The following is an 18,004-nucleotide window of genomic DNA, read 5'->3' as shown; positions in this document are numbered from 1 at the left end:
TAAAACGACTGCACCTTTGCCGGTACACGACTTTTCGCCAGACGCGAAAGAGACATAGCATAAAACGGCGGATTCATCCGCACCAGTGCTTAAAACAAGATTTTTGCATCTTTAGGGCGCAAGACGGTCGATTTTCCATGCGCCGTCGTCGCGTTGGTATAAAAAGCGATCGTGCAGACGATGTTCGCCGCCCTGCCAGAACTCCATCTGTTCGATACTCACGCGAAAACCGCCCCAGAAGCTGGGTAACGGCACTTCGCCCTGTTGAAATTTCTGCTTGAGCTCCAGGAATTTGCTTTCGAGGATACCGCGCGCGGAAATGCGGCTGGATTGTTTAGAGACCCATGCGCCAATCTGGCTGTCGCGCGGACGACTGTGGAAATACCTCACCACCTCAAGAGTGGAGAGACGCTCGGCTTTGCCTGTCACCATCACCTGGCGTTCAAGCATATGCCAGGGAAATAACAGGCTGATACGCGGATTGTGCTCAATTTGATGCGCCTTGCGGCTTCCCAGGTTGGTATAAAAGACCAGGCCTTTTTCATCATAATGCTTGAGCAATACAATACGCTGGTACGGTTGCCCCTTGTCATCTACGGTCGCCACGACCATTGCCGTCGGATCGGCCAGTCTGGCGTCGCACGCTTGCCCAAGCCAGCGCTCAAATAAGGTTAACGGTTCAGCGGGTAAATCGCGGCGACGCAAGCCGCCTTTCGTGTATTCACGGCGCAGATGCGCGATCTGCTGCAATTGGTCGTTATCAGACATGGCGTTGATCAGAAATAATCAGTGGGTGGCGCTATTGTGCGCCCCCATACTGAAAATCTCAACGCTTCGGATTTTGTAACTGACAGTTATTAAGCACAATTCTGTCTCGTTTATAGACCGTGGCGCTCTCGCCTTGCGACCAGAAAACATAAATCCCGTCGGTATAACGCGCGCCCGAGGCCGAGATTCCTTGCTTCAGGGTCAGCAGCTTATTGTCATAAACAAAACTGACCTCTTCACGCGGGTTATTGACTTTAACGGTAAGCGGCTTCTCATCACACTGGTATTCCAGCGTATCCGTTTGCATACGTTCAACAAATTGTTGATAAACGCTACAGCCGGTCAGCAGCACAGGTAAACACATTATTGCGATCTTTTTCATAGGCATATCCCGAAAGCTCTCCTGCTTCTGGAAGGGCAAACGCCCCTTCCTGACCTTGCTAGTTTACCGATATAGGGTCCGGGAAAAATTCAGTTAACTCTGAGTTATTGGGTTAGCCGGGTAAATAGCGCCTAAAACACTGGCTTCTGTAGCCCCCGTCACGGAAGGTAAGTTTCCCGGCAGGCCCGCGAGCGTTCGCCAGGCAAGCCAGGCAAAGGCCAGCGCTTCCATATCATCGCCGCTGATCCCCGCCTTATCGGTGGTCGAAACCTCGATACCGGGCAACAGCGCCGCCAGACGGGCCATCACTAACGGATTCCGGCTTCCGCCGCCACAGACCATCAGCCGCTCGCAGCCGCCGTTGAGCAGCACCTGTTGGGCGATGGAGACCGCCGTCAGCTCCGCCAGCGTGGCCTGTACATCGCGAGCGTCTGCGCCAGGGAAAGCCGTAAGATGACGCTCTAACCAGCCATAGTTGAAATATTCGCGTCCTGTACTTTTGGGCGCCGACGCAGCAAAGTACGGATCGCGCAACATCTTTTGCAGCAATGGAAAAATAACCTGACCTTCTTTCGCCCATGCCGCGTCTTTGTCGTAGGGCTGCGCGCATTGTCGCCAAATCCACGCATCCATCAACATATTACCCGGCCCCGTGTCGTACCCGCGCACCGCCTGTCCGGGGAAAAGCAGAGATAAATTGGCGATGCCGCCGATATTCAGGACCATACGTTTTTCCGTCGGATGTCCCAACAGCGCGTGATGGAAAGCGGGCACCAGCGGCGCGCCTTGTCCGCCCAGCGCAATATCCCGCCGCCGAAAATCGCCGACCACTGTAATCCCCGTATGGGCGACGATGTGATTATTATCGCCAATTTGCAGCGTATGCGGGGCCTCGCCGGTCGGCTCATGCCAGACCGTTTGCCCATGACAACCAATGGCGACGATATCCCGCGGCTGCAAACGTTGTTGCGCTAACAGCGCATTAACCGCCTGTGCAAAAAGCCGGCCTAACTGGGTATCCAGCTGGCCGAGTTGCGAGAGCGTAAGCGGTTGTCCCTGGCAAATATCGAGAATGCCTTTTTTCAGATGAACGGGAATGGGCCAGGTGAGACTTGCCTGTTGCGCAACCATGGTTTCATCAATTGCCGCCAGTACAACATCCACACCATCAAGGCTGGTCCCGGACATAACGCCAATAAAACGGCCCGATTTCATACCTCTTCCTTATTAAGCTGGGTTAAGCCTTAACACTCGGCATAACGTATTTTGCAATGCGATGCCCGCGTCACGTTTTTTGCCGTGCCGTCCACGGATATCAATAACCTATCTTTTCTTGCTTCCCACTTCGTTTAAGATTAGTTAATTAACTTCTGATTATGATTTTTACATTCTTTCGGCAGAAGATATGACCTTAACTGCATAAATGCCATATAATTTAGCTATAGGGATGCTGAAATAGCGTTTCGTGAAGAACAGGAGATGGGTAAATGATTAAACGTGTACTGGCCGTTTCACTGATGGGGTTATCCCTAGCGGGGTGTGTTAACAATGATAGCCTTTCGGGTGATGTTTATACCGCATCCGAGGCTAAACAAGTTCAGAATGTAACGTACGGTACTATCGTTAACGTTCGTCCGGTTCAAATTCAGGGCGGTGATGATTCTAACGTGATTGGCGCTATCGGCGGCGCGGTGTTGGGCGGATTCCTCGGCAACACTATCGGCGGCGGTACGGGTCGTTCACTGGCGACCGCGGCAGGCGCGGTGGCTGGCGGCGTAGCGGGCCAGGGCGTCCAGAGCGCAATGAATAAAACCCAGGGTGTGGAACTGGAAATTCGTAAAGACGATGGCAACACCATTATGGTTGTGCAGAAACAAGGAAATACGCGTTTCTCGGCAGGTCAGCGTGTCGTGCTGGCCAGCAACGGCAGCCAGGTTACCGTCTCTCCACGCTAAACCAGGCTTTACGTGTGGTCACATGGCCACACGTATGCCCCTGCACCTCAATCGTGAGAGTGCAATTCCATAATATTGTGTTCAAGTTTAGCGACAAGTTTAATCAGAAGCTCAATCTCCTCTGAAGAAATCCCAGCCAAAATTTCACCGCGCGTTTTATGAATGACCTCTTCCATCTCAGCGATCAGCGGCTCCGCTTTTTCGGTCAGTTTAATCCGCTTAGCGCGACGATCGCTGGCGCAGGTTTGCCGCGAAATTAGCCCCTTATCTTCAAGTTGATCCAACGTGCGTACCAGCGATGGCTGCTCAATGCCTATCGCTTTAGCCAATTGAATCTGCGACTGGTCAGGCGGCAATTGATGAATATTGTGCAACGTGACCCAATGTGTCTGCGTCAATTCCAGAGGCTTGAGGCGATGGTCAATCAGAGCACGCCAAATGCGCACCAACCGTGCCAGATCAGAACCTAGTGGCGATTCCAATTTCATCTCCTTATAATTAGCTTGCTAAGTTATTATGCTGATTTTAGAATAGTGTGCAGTATTTGTATTCTCAAAACAAATGTATTGCTAAATTTGCTTACCAATAGACATTTTTTCAGACATAGTGCGCACCTGGCACCTGTAGCTTCGGTTTTGGCTAAAACTAAAGCATCGATGTCTGACGCAAAGGAACATTGCTTGTGAAGTGTATACTCAACGCCACAGGATTGCCCTTACAAGATCTCATGTTGGGAGCATCTGTTTACTTTCCGCCATTCTTTAAAGCCTTTGCGCTTGGGTTCGTTATCTGGTTGTTTATTCACCGACTCCTGCGTGACCGGATATACTCTGATGAAATCTGGCATCCCCTGTTAATGGATCTCTCCCTCTTTACGCTTTGCGTATGTCTGGGCCTCGTTTTACTGATCGTGTGGTAAATATGTCGTTAAAAACAATAAAATATTTTTCTACTCTCATTGTCGCCGTTGTCGCCGTTCTGGCCGCGTGGTGGTTATGGAATTACTATATGCAATCGCCATGGACGCGCGATGGTAAAATCCGCGCGGAACAGGTCAGCGTAACGCCGCAGGTTTCTGGCAGCATTACCCAACTCAATATCAAAGATAATCAGTTCGTCAACGCCGGGGACGTTCTCTTTGTCATTGATAAAACGCCCTTCCATATTGCAGAACTTAACGCGCAGGCGCAGTTGGCCAAAGCGCAGTCCGATCTGGCGAAAGCGAATAATGAAGCCGATCGACGTCGACATTTATCGCGTAACTACATCTCTGCTGAAGATCTGGATAGCGCCAATCTGAATGTTAAAGCGATGCAGGCCAGCGTAGATGTCGCACTGGCGACGTTAAAACAGGCGCAGTGGCAGCTTAGCCAGACGGAAGTAAAAGCGCCGGTATCCGGCTGGGTGACCAACCTTTCCACGCGTACCGGTGATTATGCCAGTACCGGTAAGCCGCTTTTCGCCCTGGTAGATAGCCATTCATTTTATGTAATGGGATATTTCGAAGAAACCAAACTACGCCATATCCGCGAAGGTGAGCCTGCATTAATAACACTGTATAGTGGCAATGTTAAGTTACAGGGTCACGTTGGCAGTATCGGGCGCGCTATTTACGACCAAAGCGTGGAAAGTGACTCCGGTTTAGTGCCCGATATCAAACCCAACGTACCGTGGGTACGTCTGGCGCAACGCGTACCGGTACGTATCGAATTTGACGCTTTGCCGCAGGATATCACGCTCGTCTCCGGCACTACCTGCAGCGTAGCCATTGGGCAGCGGTAATGAAACTCTCCCTGCCGGCACTGCGAAATACGCCCTGGTTTAAAGCGACCTCCGGCCAGTGGCGTTACGCGTTGCGCAATACCATTGCCATGTGTCTTGCGCTGACATTCGCTTATTATCTCAATCTGGATGAGCCCTACTGGGCGATGACTTCGGCCGCAGTGGTGAGCTTTCCGACCGTAGGCGGCGTAATCAGTAAAAGTCTGGGGCGTATTGCCGGGAGTTTACTCGGCGCGACCGCCGCGCTGATTATTGCCGGCCATACGCTGAATGAGCCCTGGTTGTTCTTGTTTAGCATGGCCGCCTGGATCGGTTTTTGTACCTGGGCCTGCGCGCATTTTACCAATAATGCCGCTTATGCTTTCCAGTTGTCCGGCTACACGGCGGCGATCATCGCGTTCCCGATGGTTAATATTGTAGAAATCACGCAGTTGTGGGATATCGCCCAGGCACGTGTATGTGAAGTTATCGTCGGCATCCTCTGTGGCGGCATGATGATGATGATCCTACCCAGCACATCGGATGGCACAGCCCTGCTCACCGCGTTGAAAAACATGCATGCGCGCTTGCTGGAACATGCCAGTCTACTGTGGCAGCCGGAGACTACCGACGCTATCCGCTCCGCGCATGAGGGGGTCATTGGGCAAATCCTGACCATGAACCTGCTGCGTATTCAGGCCTTCTGGAGTCACTACCGTTTTCGCCGCCAGAATGCATTGCTAAATGCATTGTTACACCAGCAATTACGGCTAACCAGCGTGATCTCCAGTCTGCGTAGAATGCTTTTAAACTGGCCGACGCCGCCGGAAAACAGCCGCGAAGTCATTGAACAACTCTTAGCTGAGTTGGCAAAACCGCGCGCGGACAGCTACACCGTGGCGCGGATTATTGCGCCGCTACGCCCGCAGGATGAACAGGATTATCGTCACCTCGCGTTCTGGCAGCGATTACGCTATTTTTGCCACTTATATCTGCGCAGCAGCCGTCAGTTATATCTGATCGAAAGCGGCGCGCCGGTGGATCAAATCCATATCCGCCGCACTCCCGGCCTTGCGCGGCATACGGATAACGCAGAGGCCATCTGGAGCGGCGTGCGTACCTTTTGCACGCTCACGGTAATTGGCGCCTGGAGTATTGGCGCACAATGGGAATCAGGACCCGGCGCATTAACCCTGGCGGCGATCAGTTGCGTTCTCTACTCCATCGTCGCCACGCCGTTTAAGTCGCTCACCTTATTGATGCGTACTTTAGTGCTGCTGTCCTTATTCAGCTTCGTGGTGAAATTTGGCCTGATGGTGCAAATCACCGATCTGTGGCAATTCTTACTTTTCCTTTTTCCGCTGTTCGTCACGATGCAACTGCTTAAACTGCAGATGCCTAAGCTGGCGGGACTGTGGGGGCAGCTTATCGTTTTTATGGGCTCATTCATCGCCGTGACCAACCCGCCGGTGTACGACTTCGCCGACTTCCTTAACGATAATACCGCCAAGATCGTCGGCGTCGCGATTTCCTGGCTGGCGTTTGCGATTTTGCGCCCCGGTTCCGATGCCGTAAAAAGTCGCCGCCATATCCGCGCGCTACGCCGGGATTTCGTCGATCAGCTTAGCCGTCATCCTTCCCATAGCGAAAGCGAGTTTGAATCGCTGACCTATCATCACGTCAGTCAGCTCAGCAATAGCCAGGATGCGCTGGCGCGCCGGTGGTTATTACGTTGGGGAGTGGTACTGCTGAACTGCTCGCATGTGGTGTGGCAGCTGCGCGCCTGGGAGTCGCGTTCCGATCCGCTTTCCCGGGTGCGGGATATTTGTATATCCCTGCTGCGTGATGTGATGAGCGAGCGCGGCGTGCAGCAACGCCCGCTTGCCGTCACGCTACAGGAATTACAGCGTATCTGCGACACGCTCGCACATCATCATCAGCCCGCCGCGCATGAGCTGGCGGCGATTATCTGGCGTTTACACTGTTCGCTGTCGCAGCTGGAACAGGCTCCAGCGCAGGGAACACTGTCTCCGGGTTATTTAATGACGCCGCAGGCGTAACGCATTCCGCCGCCGCCGAGCGGTTTCGGCTGATCGGACATGTTATCGCCGCCCACATGGATCATGAGCGCTTTATCTTTCACTTCATCAAGAGACTTCAGACGCGGCGCAGTAACCGGTTCGGTGGCGATACCATCATTATTAACGACTAACACCGGGAGGTCGCCCAGATGCCCCTGGCCTTCCGGTCCTTCATGCTTGCCGGTATTTTGTGGGTCCAGATGACCACCAGCGGCCTCTGCGGCAACTGCTTTGCCGTCTTTAATCGCGGGCTGGCAGCTACCGTTGGCATGAATGTGAAAACCATGCTCGCCCGGCGGTAACGCTTTAAGGTGTGGGGTAAATTTTAAGCCGCCTTCGGTTTCATCGATGACGACGGTGCCGATAGACTGTCCTACGCCTTGCGCCGTCACCAGGTTCATCTCTACTTTCTCGCTGGCGGCCTGCGCACCCGCACAGGCCAACAGCGTCACCATCGCTAAACTTAATCGCTTCATAAAACCTCCGTTACATGTGGTCGCCTGTTAAGTGTAAACCACTGGCGAAAACATGAACGGAAAGTCAACGAGTTGGCGATTACGGCACGTCATAACCCAGTGCCGCCTTGCGGATTCGGAACCACTGTTGACGCGATAATGACAGCGTTTCCGCTTCTAGTGCAGCGCGTACGCGTTCGATTTTACCCGAGCCAATAATCGGCAGCGGCTGCGACGGCAAACGTAAAATCCAGGCATAGACCACCTGTTCAATAGAACTGGCGTTGAGTTCTTGCGCGATAACGGAAAGTTCCTGGCGCAACGGCTGATAAGCCTCATCATTAAACAGCCGACCGCCGCCAAGACATGACCAGGCCATCGGACGAATACGCAGTTGTTGTAATTGATCTAATGTGCCGTCCAGCAACAAAGGCTGGTGAACCGGCGAGATCTCCACCTGGTTGGTCGCCAAAGTGAAAGGCAGGCGCGATTGCAGCAACGTAAATTGCGCTGGCGTAAAATTAGAAACACCAAAATGGCGTACTTTGCCGCTTTGGTGCAGATGTTGAAACGCCTCGGCGACGTCATCCGCATCCATTAACGGATCGGGACGGTGAATTAACAACATATCCAGATAATCTGTCGCCAGATTTTTTAATGACTGTTCGGCGCTCAGAATAATATGCCGGCGATCGGTAATATAATGACCGAGCCTATTTTCCGCTCTGGCGGTGGTCGCAATACCGCATTTGGTAACGATTTGCAGTTTTTCCCGCAAATGCGGCGCCAGCGTTAGCGCCTCGCCAAACGCCGCTTCGCACTGATAACCGCCATAAATGTCCGCATGGTCAACGGTAGTGACGCCCAAATCCAGATGTTCTTCGATAAAACTCACTAACTGACGCGCGGACATATTCCAGTCCATAAAACGCCAATAACCCATGACAAAACGCGAAAACTCCGGGCCTTGTGGAGCGATGGTGACACGCTGAACCATAACAGATTCCTCATAGAGAATAATGAGGTTGAGTATACGCAATTCTGCGTTTAAAAGAGTGAAGGTTGTTGAGGATCTTCCGATGGGAGAGGCTTGTTTGCGCGTATTTTACGCAAGAAACGCTGGCGACAAAGCCGCAGTACATTTTGTTTCTCGGCATCGCTCATTTTTTGCCAGTTAAAGCGTTCGTCGCGGCTGCGCATACATCCCCGACAAAAGCCACGCTCATCAGACTGGCAGATACCGCGACATGGGCTTGCTACAGGAAAAAACTCCAACTGCTCGGCCACATCCCCTCCTCAACGTTTGGCGCTTATGACTATTGAAGACGCTAACTGACATTATGGCAACTCTGCTTGCAGTAGACCGACTGGTCTACTATACTACCTGTCATGAATAAGCAAACCGAACACGATACCCGCGAACATCTGCTGGCCACCGGCGAGCAGCTTTGTATGCAACGGGGTTTTACCGGCATGGGGCTTAGCGAGTTGCTCAAAACCGCCCAGGTGCCTAAAGGGTCGTTTTATCACTACTTTCGCTCGAAAGAAGCCTTCGGCGTCGCCATGCTTGAACGACATTACGCCTGCTATCATCAGCGTCTTACGGCGCACTTCACCTCCGGTCCCGGTAATCATCGCGATCGTCTTCTCGCCTGGTATCAGGAAACGTTAAAGCAGTTTTGCCAGCAAGGCACCATCAGCGGTTGCCTGACGGTGAAACTGTCAGCGGAAGTCTGCGATCTGTCGGAGGATATGCGCTCTACGATGGATAAAGGGGCGCAGGAGATCATGGCACTGCTTGCACGCGCGCTGGAAGATGGCCGTAATAGCCACTGTTTACATTTCACCGGCCAGCCGTTGCCACAGGCGCAGGTACTTTATGCCCTGTGGCTGGGCGCCAATTTGCAGGCCAAAATATCCCGTAGCGCCGCGCCGCTGGAAAATGCGTTGGCGCATGTTAAGACCATCATTGCAACGCCTGAGCAGTAACAGGCGTTTTTATTTCCTTTATTACAAGACGACCGGTCTACTTATATCAGGAGCCACTATGCCATCAGCAAAATTGTTTACCCCCCTCAAGGTGGGTGCCATCACGGCGACAAATCGCGTATTTATGGCGCCTTTGACGCGTTTGCGGAGTATTGAACCGGGCGACATTCCTACGCCGTTAATGGCGGAATATTACCGTCAACGCGCCAGCGCCGGATTGATCATCAGCGAAGCCACACAAATCTCCGCACAGGCGAAAGGCTATGCCGGCGCACCGGGATTACACAGCGATGAGCAGATCGCCGCCTGGAAAAAAATCACTCAGGGAGTCCATGCCCAGGGCGGCCATATGGCGGTGCAACTGTGGCATACGGGCCGTATTTCACACGCCAGCCTGCAACCAGGCGGACAAGCGCCCGTCGCGCCATCCGCTATCAATGCGGGAACCCGCACCTCTTTGCGTGACGAAAACGGCCAGGCCATCCGCGTAGAGACTTCCACGCCGCGCGCGCTGGATACTCACGAGATCCCCGGGATCGTCAACGATTTCCGCCAGGCTATCGCCAATGCCCGAGAGGCAGGCTTCGATCTGGTGGAGCTGCACTCCGCGCACGGTTATCTGCTGCACCAGTTCCTCTCACCGTCTTCTAATCACCGTACCGATCAGTACGGCGGCAGCGTAGAGAATCGCGCCCGTCTGGTGCTGGAGGTGGTTGATGCCGGCATTAAGGAATGGGGCGCGGACCGTATCGGCATCCGCCTTTCTCCTGTCGGCACTTTCCAGAATGTCGATAACGGCCCGAATGAAGAAGCTGACGCCCTTTATCTGATTGAAGCGTTAGGCAAACGCGGCATTGCTTATCTGCATATGTCTGAACCAGACTGGGCGGGCGGCGAACCGTACAGCGACGCGTTCCGTGAAAAAGTGCGCGCACGTTTCCACGGTCCCATCATCGGCGCTGGCGCCTATACGCCAGAAAAAGCGGAAGATCTGATCGAAAAAGGGCTGATTGACGCCGTGGCGTTTGGTCGCGATTACATCGCTAACCCGGATCTGGTAGCGCGTCTGCAATGTAAAGCGAAACTCAATCCACAGCGTCCCGAAAGTTTTTATGGCGGCGGCGCGGAAGGCTACACTGACTACCCTACTCTGTAATTTCATTGATAGCGGCCTCACATCGCCGCTATACTTTGAATATCTTGACTATTTTAAGGACAACGAAAATGCGTTTATTGCATACTATGCTGCGCGTCGGCGATTTGCAGCGTTCCATCGCTTTTTACACTAACGTTCTGGGCATGAAATTGCTGCGTACCAGTGAGAATCCGGAATACAAATACTCGCTGGCCTTTGTGGGATATGGTCCGGAAACGGAAGAAGCGGTCATCGAACTAACCTATAACTGGGGCGTTGAGAGCTACGACATGGGCAATGCGTACGGGCATATCGCGCTGAGCGTTGACAATGCTGCTGAAGCCTGTGAACGCATTCGTCAAAACGGCGGCAACGTGACCCGTGAAGCGGGGCCGGTAAAAGGCGGTTCGACCATCATCGCCTTCGTTGAAGATCCGGATGGCTATAAAATCGAATTGATTGAAGCTAAAGACGCAGGCCGCGGTCTGGGTAACTGATCCCCCGCCGGGCGCAGGTCACTGCGCCCGTTGTTTTACTGCATCCCGGCGTAAAATTTGCCATAATACGCGCTGCATTTTTTCGTATTAAGAGACTCAGATGTCCGATAACGCTCAACTTTCCGGTCTGTGCGACCGTTTTCGTGGTTTTTATCCTGTCGTCATTGACGTTGAAACTGCAGGATTTAACGCTAAAACCGATGCGCTGCTCGAAATCGCCGCCATCACGCTGAAAATGGATGAACAAGGCTGGCTGATGCCGGACATGACGCTGCATTTCCATGTGGAGCCATTCGCTGGAGCCAACTTACAGCCGGAAGCGCTCGCGTTTAACGGTATCGATCCCTCTAACCCGCTACGCGGCGCGGTGAGTGAATATGAGGCGCTACACGCTATTTTCAAAATGGTGCGTAAAGGTATCAAAGACAGCGGTTGTAGCCGCGCCATTATGGTCGCGCATAACGCCACTTTTGATCACAGTTTTATGATGGCCGCCGCAGAGCGCGCCTCGCTGAAACGTAACCCGTTTCATCCGTTCGTCACCTTTGATACTGCGGCATTGAGCGGACTGGCGCTGGGACAAACGGTGTTATCAAAAGCGTGCCTGGCGGCAGGTATGGAGTTTGACGGCGAAAAGGCCCATTCCGCTTTGTATGATACCGAGCGGACAGCGGTGCTGTTTTGTGAAATCGTCAATCGCTGGAAGCGCCTGGGCGGCTGGCCGTTACCTTTGCCGACGGACAAATAACGAGGCTAACAACGCCGCTCTTGCTCACGATGGCAGTAAAAAAGCGACCTTTACAGGTCGCTTTCTCCTTTCACAGATTACTCTGCGTCCGGCTCCTGAGTTTTATATTTTGCCGCAGTTTCTTTAATAAGCTGCTGCAACTCACCACGCTGATACATTTCAATCACAATATCACACCCGCCGACCAGCTCGCCGTCCACCCACAGTTGTGGGAATGTCGGCCAGTTGGCGTATTTCGGTAATTCAGCGCGAATATCCGGGTTTTGCAGGATATCAACATAGGCAAAACGTTCCCCGCAGGCTGAAAGCGCCTGAACGGCCTGCGCAGAGAAACCACAGCTTGGCAGTTTCGGTGAACCTTTCATATACAGGAGAATCGGGTTTTCAGCGATCTGGCGCTGAATTTTTTCGATAGTGGTGCTCATTGTCTCGCTTCCTTAAACTACTTTTACGACTGAAGCCTGTCATTGTAACGGGTCAGGCTGGCAACGGAAAATAACATTTTCATCATGCCTTATTATTTTACCGTCTGCGGGAATAAGTTGTATACAAAATATCTTTTAAGCGGGTTGCCACGCTGTGATTTGTAGATAACGCGTTCGTGTTTAGCATTAATTGCTATTTTTTTTACATCTGTTAACGAAACACAGCTTCAGAAACCAAAAGCAATTACCAATCTGTGCTTTTGTAGATTAGAATTATCAGGTTTTGTAAATCATACGCAGGCATGAATCGCCTGCCTTTAACAGAGGATTGCTCAGTGGCGCGGATAAACAAAATCTCGATCACGCTCTGTGCTTTACTTTTTACTACTCTCCCTTTTACGCCAATGGCCCATGCTTCCAGGCAAGCCAAAGCGACGCCTGCTGTTTCTCATGTCACGAAAACGGCAGATAAAAAGAAAAGCACAACGAAAAAGATCAGTAAGACCAACAAAAAAAACGTAAAAAAAACCTCAAAAACCAGCCGTTCTTCTTCCGCTTCTACGCCAAAACGTACCACCGCCTCCACGAAATCTCGTCATACGACGCATCGTCGTAACAGAACCGCGCCCACGTCAATCGCCGCCCTCGACGTAACGGAAAAATGCACGACGCGTAAAGGCCGTAAGCCGCACTGCGTGAAGGGGAAAGGAACATTGCCGGTCTCTATTGCCGATGCGCATCGTGCAAAAGTACAAAAAGCGACGAAAACCGCGATGTCCAAACTCATGAATCAGATTGGTAAACCGTATCACTGGGGAGGCGCGTCGCCGCGCACCGGTTTTGATTGCAGCGGTCTGGTGTATTATGCCTATAAAGATTTAGTGAAGATCCGTATCCCCCGAACGGCGAATGAGATGTATCACCTGCGTGACGCGGCGCCCATTGAGCGTAGCGAGTTGAAAAACGGCGATCTGGTGTTCTTCCGTACGCAGGGGCGCGGCACCGCCGATCACGTTGGCGTCTATGTCGGCAACGGTAAGTTTATCCAGTCTCCGCGCAGCGGTCAGGAAATTAAGATCACCTCACTGAACGAAGAGTACTGGCAGCGTCATTATGTCGGCGCCCGTCGGGTGATGACGCCTAAAACAATTCGCTAATATTTTATCCTGTCGTTTAACGACAGGATAACTTCTTCTTTTGCGCCACCTCTCAATTTGCTACCCTATCCTTACGCGCACCAGGGTTATTGTGCGTGCGCAATATTAATAATAAGGAGAGAAGCAATGTCGTTCGAATTACCTGCATTACCGTATGCCAAAGATGCTCTGGCACCGCATATTTCTGCTGAGACGCTGGAATATCACTATGGCAAACATCATCAGACTTACGTGACCAATCTTAACAATTTGATCAAAGGCACGGCGTTTGAAGGCAAATCGCTGGAAGAGATCGTGCGAGCCTCCGAAGGCGGTATCTTTAATAACGCCGCTCAGGTATGGAACCACACCTTCTACTGGAACTGCCTGGCGCCAAACGCTGGCGGCGAACCGACCGGGAAACTGGCTGATGCTATCGCGGCATCTTTTGGCAGCTTCGCGGAATTTAAAGCGCAGTTCACCGATGCCGCTATCAAAAACTTTGGTTCCGGATGGACATGGCTGGTAAAAAGCGCTGATGGCAAACTGGCTATCGTTTCTACCTCAAATGCCGGTACGCCGCTGACCACGGATGCAACGCCGTTGCTGACGGTTGATGTGTGGGAACACGCGTATTACATCGACTACCGCAACGCCCGTCCAAACTATCTGGAGCATTTCTGGGCGCTGGTTAACTGGGAATTTGTTGCGAAAAATCTCGCCGCATAAGTCTGAGTACGCAGAAGGTACGCCTTCTGCGTTTTAGAGAGGGATAGAATAGAGGAGACGCCCACCCTCAGAAGAGAGGAAATCAGTGCAGAGCGGCCGTTAATCCACCTGCGACAATCACGCCCAGAACAATCAGCGTAGTAATCAACGAAAATTTCAGGTCGGTACTCATCAAGTTTTCTCCTTTTTATTCCCACACAAAAAGTGATATAGCGCATTTTTGCACATTCCCGCACAAAAATCTCTCATGTTTTATATTGATAACTGTTTTTAACGCTTCCCCTTTTCCTCAAGATCAGACAAAATTCCAGGCTTACTGAATTAGCGTAACGGCCATTGACCCCTTCCTGACGTTCCGTGTCGTTTTTCCGGCGTGCCGCAACCCTGATGTTGCGATTAGGGTGTGTGTAGGCAAACGTTTACCTGGCGTTTCTCAGGAGCTTAGCGAGGGTCTGGAGTGAAATGTAATGGCAACAATTAAAGATGTAGCGAAACGGGCAAACGTTTCCACTACAACTGTATCACACGTAATCAACAAAACGCGTTTTGTCGCTGAAGAAACGCGTAACGCGGTCTGGGCGGCAATTAAAGAGCTGCACTACTCTCCCAGCGCCGTCGCGCGTAGCCTGAAGGTTAACCATACCAAGTCGATAGGCTTACTGGCGACCAGCAGCGAAGCGGCCTATTTTGCCGAAATTATCGAGGCGGTTGAAAAAAACTGTTTCCAGAAAGGCTATACGCTGATTTTAGGCAACGCCTGGAATAACCTGGAAAAACAGCGCGCCTACCTGTCCATGATGGCGCAAAAGCGCGTGGATGGCCTGCTGGTGATGTGTTCTGAGTATCCAGAACCTCTGCTTTCCATGCTGGAAGAGTATCGCCATATTCCGATGGTGGTGATGGACTGGGGTGAGGCGAAGGCCGATTTTACCGACACGGTGATTGATAACGCCTTTGCAGGCGGCTATATGGCGGGTCGTTATCTGGTTGAGCGCGGCCACCGGGATATTGGCGTTATTCCCGGCCCGCTGGAGCGCAACACCGGCGCGGGCCGGCTGGCAGGCTTCATGAAAGCCATGGAGGAGGCGCTGATCAACGTGCCGGACAACTGGATTGTTCAGGGCGACTTCGAGCCGGAATCCGGTTACCACGCGATGCAGCAAATTTTATCGCAGTCACATCGCCCTACCGCCGTTTTCTGCGGCGGCGATATTATGGCGATGGGCGCGCTTTGCGCGGCTGACGAAATGGGGCTTCGCGTACCGCAGGATGTTTCGGTGATCGGTTATGACAATGTGCGTAACGCCCGTTACTTTACCCCGGCGCTGACGACGATTCACCAGCCCAAAGACTCTTTAGGCGAAACCGCATTTAATATGCTACTGGATCGCATCGTCAATAAGCGTGAAGAGTCACAGTCTATTGAAGTTCATCCACGCCTGGTTGAGCGTCGCTCGGTCGCTGACGGCCCGTTCCGCGACTATCGGCGTTAATCCCCGCAGTCGGGAGCCTCTTCTGGCTCCCGCAGCCACTCCCGATTCAACGTTTCGCTATCGCCCAAATAGTCCAGCAGCCATGCCAGCGCGGGCGAGGCCTCGTTTTGTTGCCACGTCACGCAACAGGCCGCATCGGGAAACGGATTCTCTAACGTCAGCGCCACCCATTTTCCGCTGTCTATCCACTGTCGGGCAAAATGCGTCGGCACCATTCCCACGCATAGTCCTGCCGACAGGCAGGTTGCCGATGACTCCCAGTCCGGTACGACGACCCTTTTTTGGTTATCCAGCAGCCAGGTTATCCGTTTCGGTAAAGTTCGCGAAGTGTCTTCCCTGACCAGCGACGGCCAGTTGCGCAGGGTATCGTCGCTTAACGGCCCAGGCATTGACGCCAGCGGATGATCGCTTGCCACTACGCAGCTCCAGCTCAGGGTCCCCATATCCCGAAAAGCGTAACGCCCCCCTACCGGAATCGCCTGCGTCGCCCCAATCGCCAGTTCGACACGCCCGTCGGAGAGCGCGTCCCAGACGCCGTTAAACACCTCCTGAAAAACCAGCAGTTCCACATCGTCAAAATGGCGATAGAAATCGACGATCATCTGCCGGGTACGTTCTGGTCTGACGATATTGTCCACCGCAATAGCTAACTGCCCGCGCCAACCATTAGCAATTTGCTGACACTGTTGGCGAGTGATCTGCATTTTTTTGATAACAGAACGCCCTTCTTTTAAAAACCAGACGCCAGCAGGCGTCAGTTCAACATCACGGTGACGTCGTACAAAAAGCGGTACGGCCAGCCACTCCTCTAACTGACGAACGGTGTAACTGACTGCTGAAGGCACACGGTGCAGTTCTTGCGCCGCCGCGCTAAAACTGCCATTGCGCGCCACGGCGTCAACCACTTCAAGCGAGTATTCCGACCACATAATTTGCCTACAAAAATTTTGAATTCACTGGACAAATATTAACGTTTCACAACCGTAATTTCACTCCCTACACTCTGCGACAATGTCTGTCTGATAAGAAAGAGAAACAAATATGCAACCTGGAAAAGGTTTTTTAGTCTGGTTAGCCGGCCTTAGCGTGCTGGGGTTTCTGGCTACGGACATGTACCTGCCCGCGTTTGCCGCCATACAGGCGGATTTACAAACGCCTGCCGCCGCGGTCAGCGCCAGCCTCAGCCTGTTTTTAGCTGGCTTTGCCGTCGCGCAACTCCTCTGGGGACCGCTATCGGATCGTTATGGCCGTAAACCGATTTTACTGCTGGGGTTATCTATCTTTGCACTCGGAAGTCTGGGGATGCTGTGGGTAGAAAGCGCGGCAGCACTGCTGACGCTGCGCTTTGTGCAGGCCGTCGGCGTTTGCGCGGCAACGGTAATCTGGCAAGCGCTGGTGACCGATTATTATCCTTCGCAAAAAATTAACCGTATCTTCGCCACGATCATGCCACTGGTGGGATTATCCCCGGCGCTTGCGCCCTTACTGGGAAGCTGGATACTGACGCATTTCTCATGGCAGGCGATTTTCGCCACCCTGTTCGTGATTACGTTGTTGCTGATGTTGCCGGCGCTGCGCTTAAAACCATCGGTAAAAGCGCGTACCGAAGGACAGGATAAACTCACTTTCGCGACGTTGTTACGCTCTAAAACCTATCGCGGTAATGTGCTGATTTATGCCGCCTGTTCCGCCAGCTTTTTTGCGTGGCTAACAGGATCCCCGTTTATTCTCAGCGCGATGGGTTACAGCCCGGCAGTGATTGGCCTAAGCTATGTTCCGCAAACCATCGCTTTTCTGATTGGCGGATATGGTTGCCGCGCGGCGCTACAAAAATGGCAGGGCTACCAATTGCTTCCGTGGCTGTTAGGGCTGTACGCGCTGAGCGTTATCGCCACCTGGGGAGCGGGCCTTCTGAATAATGCCTCACTGGTGGAGATCCTGATTCCTTTCTGCGTAATGGCGATTGCTAATGGCGCCATCTACCCTATCGTCGTCGCGCAAGCGTTACGCCCTTTCCCTCAAGCCACGGGGCGCGCTGCGGCGCTACAAAATACGCTGCAACTGGGGTTATGTTTCCTGGCAAGCCTGGTGGTTTCATGGCTCATCAGCACGCCGCTGTTGACCACCACCAGCGTAATGCTCTCTACCGTTGTTCTGGCGGCGTTAGGTTACAAAATGCAGTCTCATGCAGAGTGCGCTGAGGCCGAATTTCACCATGCCAATGTCGCCCACGACAAGTCTCACTAAAAGCCTGTTAACCGCTGGTAATTAGCACGCTAACAATTTTCGGTTGAATCATCAAAAATTGCGGCCTATACTGATTCACGGTTGTTTATATTACGATAATTATTAGGCATTAACGGGAACCGGAGCGTTCCCGATTCACCATGGATGGCCTTTTCGGCAAGGGTTCCTCCCTTCCTCTGTTCTACGTCGGATAACTGGCTCAC

The 18,004-nt window shown here is 52.5% G+C and carries 22 protein-coding genes; 12 read left to right on the top strand and 10 right to left on the bottom strand.

The features are described from left to right. Positions 1-111 precede the first annotated feature (111 nt). From pdxH to anmK, 3 genes are all read right to left on the bottom strand, one after another. A complete protein-coding gene (gene pdxH, locus OLG56_RS10400) occupies positions 112-768 on the bottom strand; it encodes a pyridoxamine 5'-phosphate oxidase (RefSeq protein WP_001282334.1) in 657 nt (218 codons plus the stop codon). A gap of 58 nt (positions 769-826) precedes the next feature. Beyond that, positions 827-1,156, bottom strand: a complete 330-nt coding sequence (gene mliC / locus OLG56_RS10395; RefSeq protein WP_001132086.1) for a C-type lysozyme inhibitor — start codon at positions 1,154-1,156, stop codon at positions 827-829. An 87-nt stretch (positions 1,157-1,243) separates the two neighbouring features. Next, complete coding sequence (gene anmK / locus OLG56_RS10390) at positions 1,244-2,365, bottom strand: anhydro-N-acetylmuramic acid kinase (protein ID WP_001649602.1); 1,122 nt, start codon at positions 2,363-2,365, stop codon at positions 1,244-1,246. 272 nt (positions 2,366-2,637) lie between these two features. Here anmK and slyB point away from each other — a divergent pair, with 272 nt between their 5' ends. Next, positions 2,638-3,105, top strand: a complete 468-nt coding sequence (slyB, locus tag OLG56_RS10385; RefSeq protein WP_000597179.1) for an outer membrane lipoprotein SlyB — start codon at positions 2,638-2,640, stop codon at positions 3,103-3,105. Positions 3,106-3,152: 47 nt separating this feature from the next. Here slyB and slyA read toward each other — a convergent pair whose 3' ends face one another. Continuing rightward, complete coding sequence (gene slyA / locus OLG56_RS10380) at positions 3,153-3,593, bottom strand: transcriptional regulator SlyA (RefSeq protein ID WP_000764554.1); 441 nt, start codon at positions 3,591-3,593, stop codon at positions 3,153-3,155. A gap of 194 nt (positions 3,594-3,787) precedes the next feature. Between slyA and OLG56_RS10375 the strand changes: the two genes are divergently transcribed. From OLG56_RS10375 to OLG56_RS10365, 3 genes are read left to right on the top strand one after another with little or no spacing between them, the layout of a single operon-like run. Next, on the top strand, positions 3,788-4,024 hold the full coding sequence (locus OLG56_RS10375; protein WP_000649756.1) for a DUF1656 domain-containing protein: 237 nt from the start codon (positions 3,788-3,790) through the stop codon (positions 4,022-4,024). 2 nt (positions 4,025-4,026) lie between these two features. After that, complete coding sequence (locus OLG56_RS10370) at positions 4,027-4,887, top strand: efflux RND transporter periplasmic adaptor subunit (protein WP_001538147.1); 861 nt, start codon at positions 4,027-4,029, stop codon at positions 4,885-4,887. Next, complete coding sequence (locus OLG56_RS10365) at positions 4,887-6,926, top strand: FUSC family protein (RefSeq protein WP_061377344.1); 2,040 nt, start codon at positions 4,887-4,889, stop codon at positions 6,924-6,926. Before OLG56_RS10370 ends, OLG56_RS10365 begins: the two co-directional genes overlap by 1 nt. Here OLG56_RS10365 and sodC2 read toward each other — a convergent pair. The 3 genes from sodC2 to OLG56_RS10350 form a co-directional block, all read right to left on the bottom strand. Next, a complete protein-coding gene (sodC2, locus tag OLG56_RS10360) occupies positions 6,902-7,423 on the bottom strand; it encodes a superoxide dismutase [Cu-Zn] SodC2 (RefSeq protein WP_000826820.1) in 522 nt (173 codons plus the stop codon). The two genes, OLG56_RS10365 and sodC2, sit on opposite strands and share 25 nt — an antisense overlap. A 79-nt stretch (positions 7,424-7,502) precedes the next feature. After that, on the bottom strand, positions 7,503-8,399 hold the full coding sequence (locus OLG56_RS10355; protein WP_061377345.1) for an aldo/keto reductase: 897 nt from the start codon (positions 8,397-8,399) through the stop codon (positions 7,503-7,505). A 50-nt stretch (positions 8,400-8,449) separates the two neighbouring features. Further along, entirely contained in the window at positions 8,450-8,689 is a 240-nt protein-coding gene (locus tag OLG56_RS10350; protein ID WP_001538148.1) for a DUF1289 domain-containing protein, read from the bottom strand. Between the two features lie 102 nt (positions 8,690-8,791). On the opposite strand from OLG56_RS10350, the gene OLG56_RS10345 reads away from it, so the two are divergent. The 4 genes from OLG56_RS10345 to rnt all read left to right on the top strand — a co-directional run bounded on the left by OLG56_RS10345 (position 8,792) and on the right by rnt (position 11,771). After that, positions 8,792-9,391 (top strand): TetR/AcrR family transcriptional regulator, encoded by a 600-nt coding sequence (locus OLG56_RS10345; protein ID WP_001041827.1) that lies wholly within the window; start codon positions 8,792-8,794, stop codon positions 9,389-9,391. A 58-nt stretch (positions 9,392-9,449) separates the two neighbouring features. Continuing rightward, positions 9,450-10,547 (top strand): alkene reductase, encoded by a 1,098-nt coding sequence (locus OLG56_RS10340; RefSeq protein WP_023217064.1) that lies wholly within the window; start codon positions 9,450-9,452, stop codon positions 10,545-10,547. A 68-nt stretch (positions 10,548-10,615) separates the two neighbouring features. Then, complete coding sequence (gloA, locus tag OLG56_RS10335; RefSeq protein ID WP_001237787.1) at positions 10,616-11,023, top strand: lactoylglutathione lyase; 408 nt, start codon at positions 10,616-10,618, stop codon at positions 11,021-11,023. A 100-nt stretch (positions 11,024-11,123) separates the two neighbouring features. Further along, a complete protein-coding gene (gene rnt / locus OLG56_RS10330) occupies positions 11,124-11,771 on the top strand; it encodes a ribonuclease T (RefSeq protein WP_001282267.1) in 648 nt (215 codons plus the stop codon). Positions 11,772-11,848: 77 nt separating this feature from the next. Here the strand turns inward: rnt and grxD are convergent, their stop codons facing one another. After that, the gene (grxD, locus tag OLG56_RS10325; protein WP_000108176.1) at positions 11,849-12,196 is read right to left on the bottom strand and encodes a monothiol glutaredoxin 4; all 348 of its coding nucleotides are present in this window, start codon (positions 12,194-12,196) and stop codon (positions 11,849-11,851) included. Positions 12,197-12,531: 335 nt separating this feature from the next. Here grxD and OLG56_RS10320 point away from each other — a divergent pair, with 335 nt between their 5' ends. Together OLG56_RS10320 and sodB are read left to right on the top strand one after the other, a co-directional pair. Then, complete coding sequence (locus OLG56_RS10320) at positions 12,532-13,353, top strand: C40 family peptidase (RefSeq protein WP_023223549.1); 822 nt, start codon at positions 12,532-12,534, stop codon at positions 13,351-13,353. A 126-nt stretch (positions 13,354-13,479) separates the two neighbouring features. After that, complete coding sequence (gene sodB, locus OLG56_RS10315) at positions 13,480-14,061, top strand: superoxide dismutase [Fe] (RefSeq protein ID WP_000007294.1); 582 nt, start codon at positions 13,480-13,482, stop codon at positions 14,059-14,061. A gap of 82 nt (positions 14,062-14,143) precedes the next feature. Here the strand turns inward: sodB and cydH are convergent, their stop codons facing one another. Continuing rightward, positions 14,144-14,233: a cytochrome bd-I oxidase subunit CydH gene (gene cydH, locus OLG56_RS10310; RefSeq protein ID WP_000102277.1), complete on the bottom strand. Its 90-nt coding sequence runs from the start codon at positions 14,231-14,233 to the stop codon at positions 14,144-14,146. Between the two features lie 295 nt (positions 14,234-14,528). Here cydH and purR point away from each other — a divergent pair, with 295 nt between their 5' ends. Then, complete coding sequence (gene purR, locus OLG56_RS10305) at positions 14,529-15,554, top strand: HTH-type transcriptional repressor PurR (RefSeq protein WP_000190993.1); 1,026 nt, start codon at positions 14,529-14,531, stop codon at positions 15,552-15,554. Here the strand turns inward: purR and punR are convergent. Beyond that, positions 15,551-16,483, bottom strand: coding sequence for a DNA-binding transcriptional activator PunR (gene punR / locus OLG56_RS10300; protein ID WP_000269522.1), 933 nt, complete (start codon positions 16,481-16,483; stop codon positions 15,551-15,553). The two genes, purR and punR, sit on opposite strands and share 4 nt — an antisense overlap. Before the next feature lie 112 nt (positions 16,484-16,595). Here punR and punC point away from each other — a divergent pair, with 112 nt between their 5' ends. Further along, positions 16,596-17,801 (top strand): purine nucleoside transporter PunC, encoded by a 1,206-nt coding sequence (gene punC / locus OLG56_RS10295; RefSeq protein ID WP_001182317.1) that lies wholly within the window; start codon positions 16,596-16,598, stop codon positions 17,799-17,801. Positions 17,802-18,004: the final 203 nt, after the last annotated feature.

Source organism: Salmonella sp. 2018103 (genome assembly GCF_026247685.1).
GTDB lineage: Bacteria > Pseudomonadota > Gammaproteobacteria > Enterobacterales > Enterobacteriaceae > Salmonella > Salmonella enterica.
Note: the sequence above shows the minus strand (reverse complement) of the source record. Positions and strands in the feature narration are given on the sequence as shown.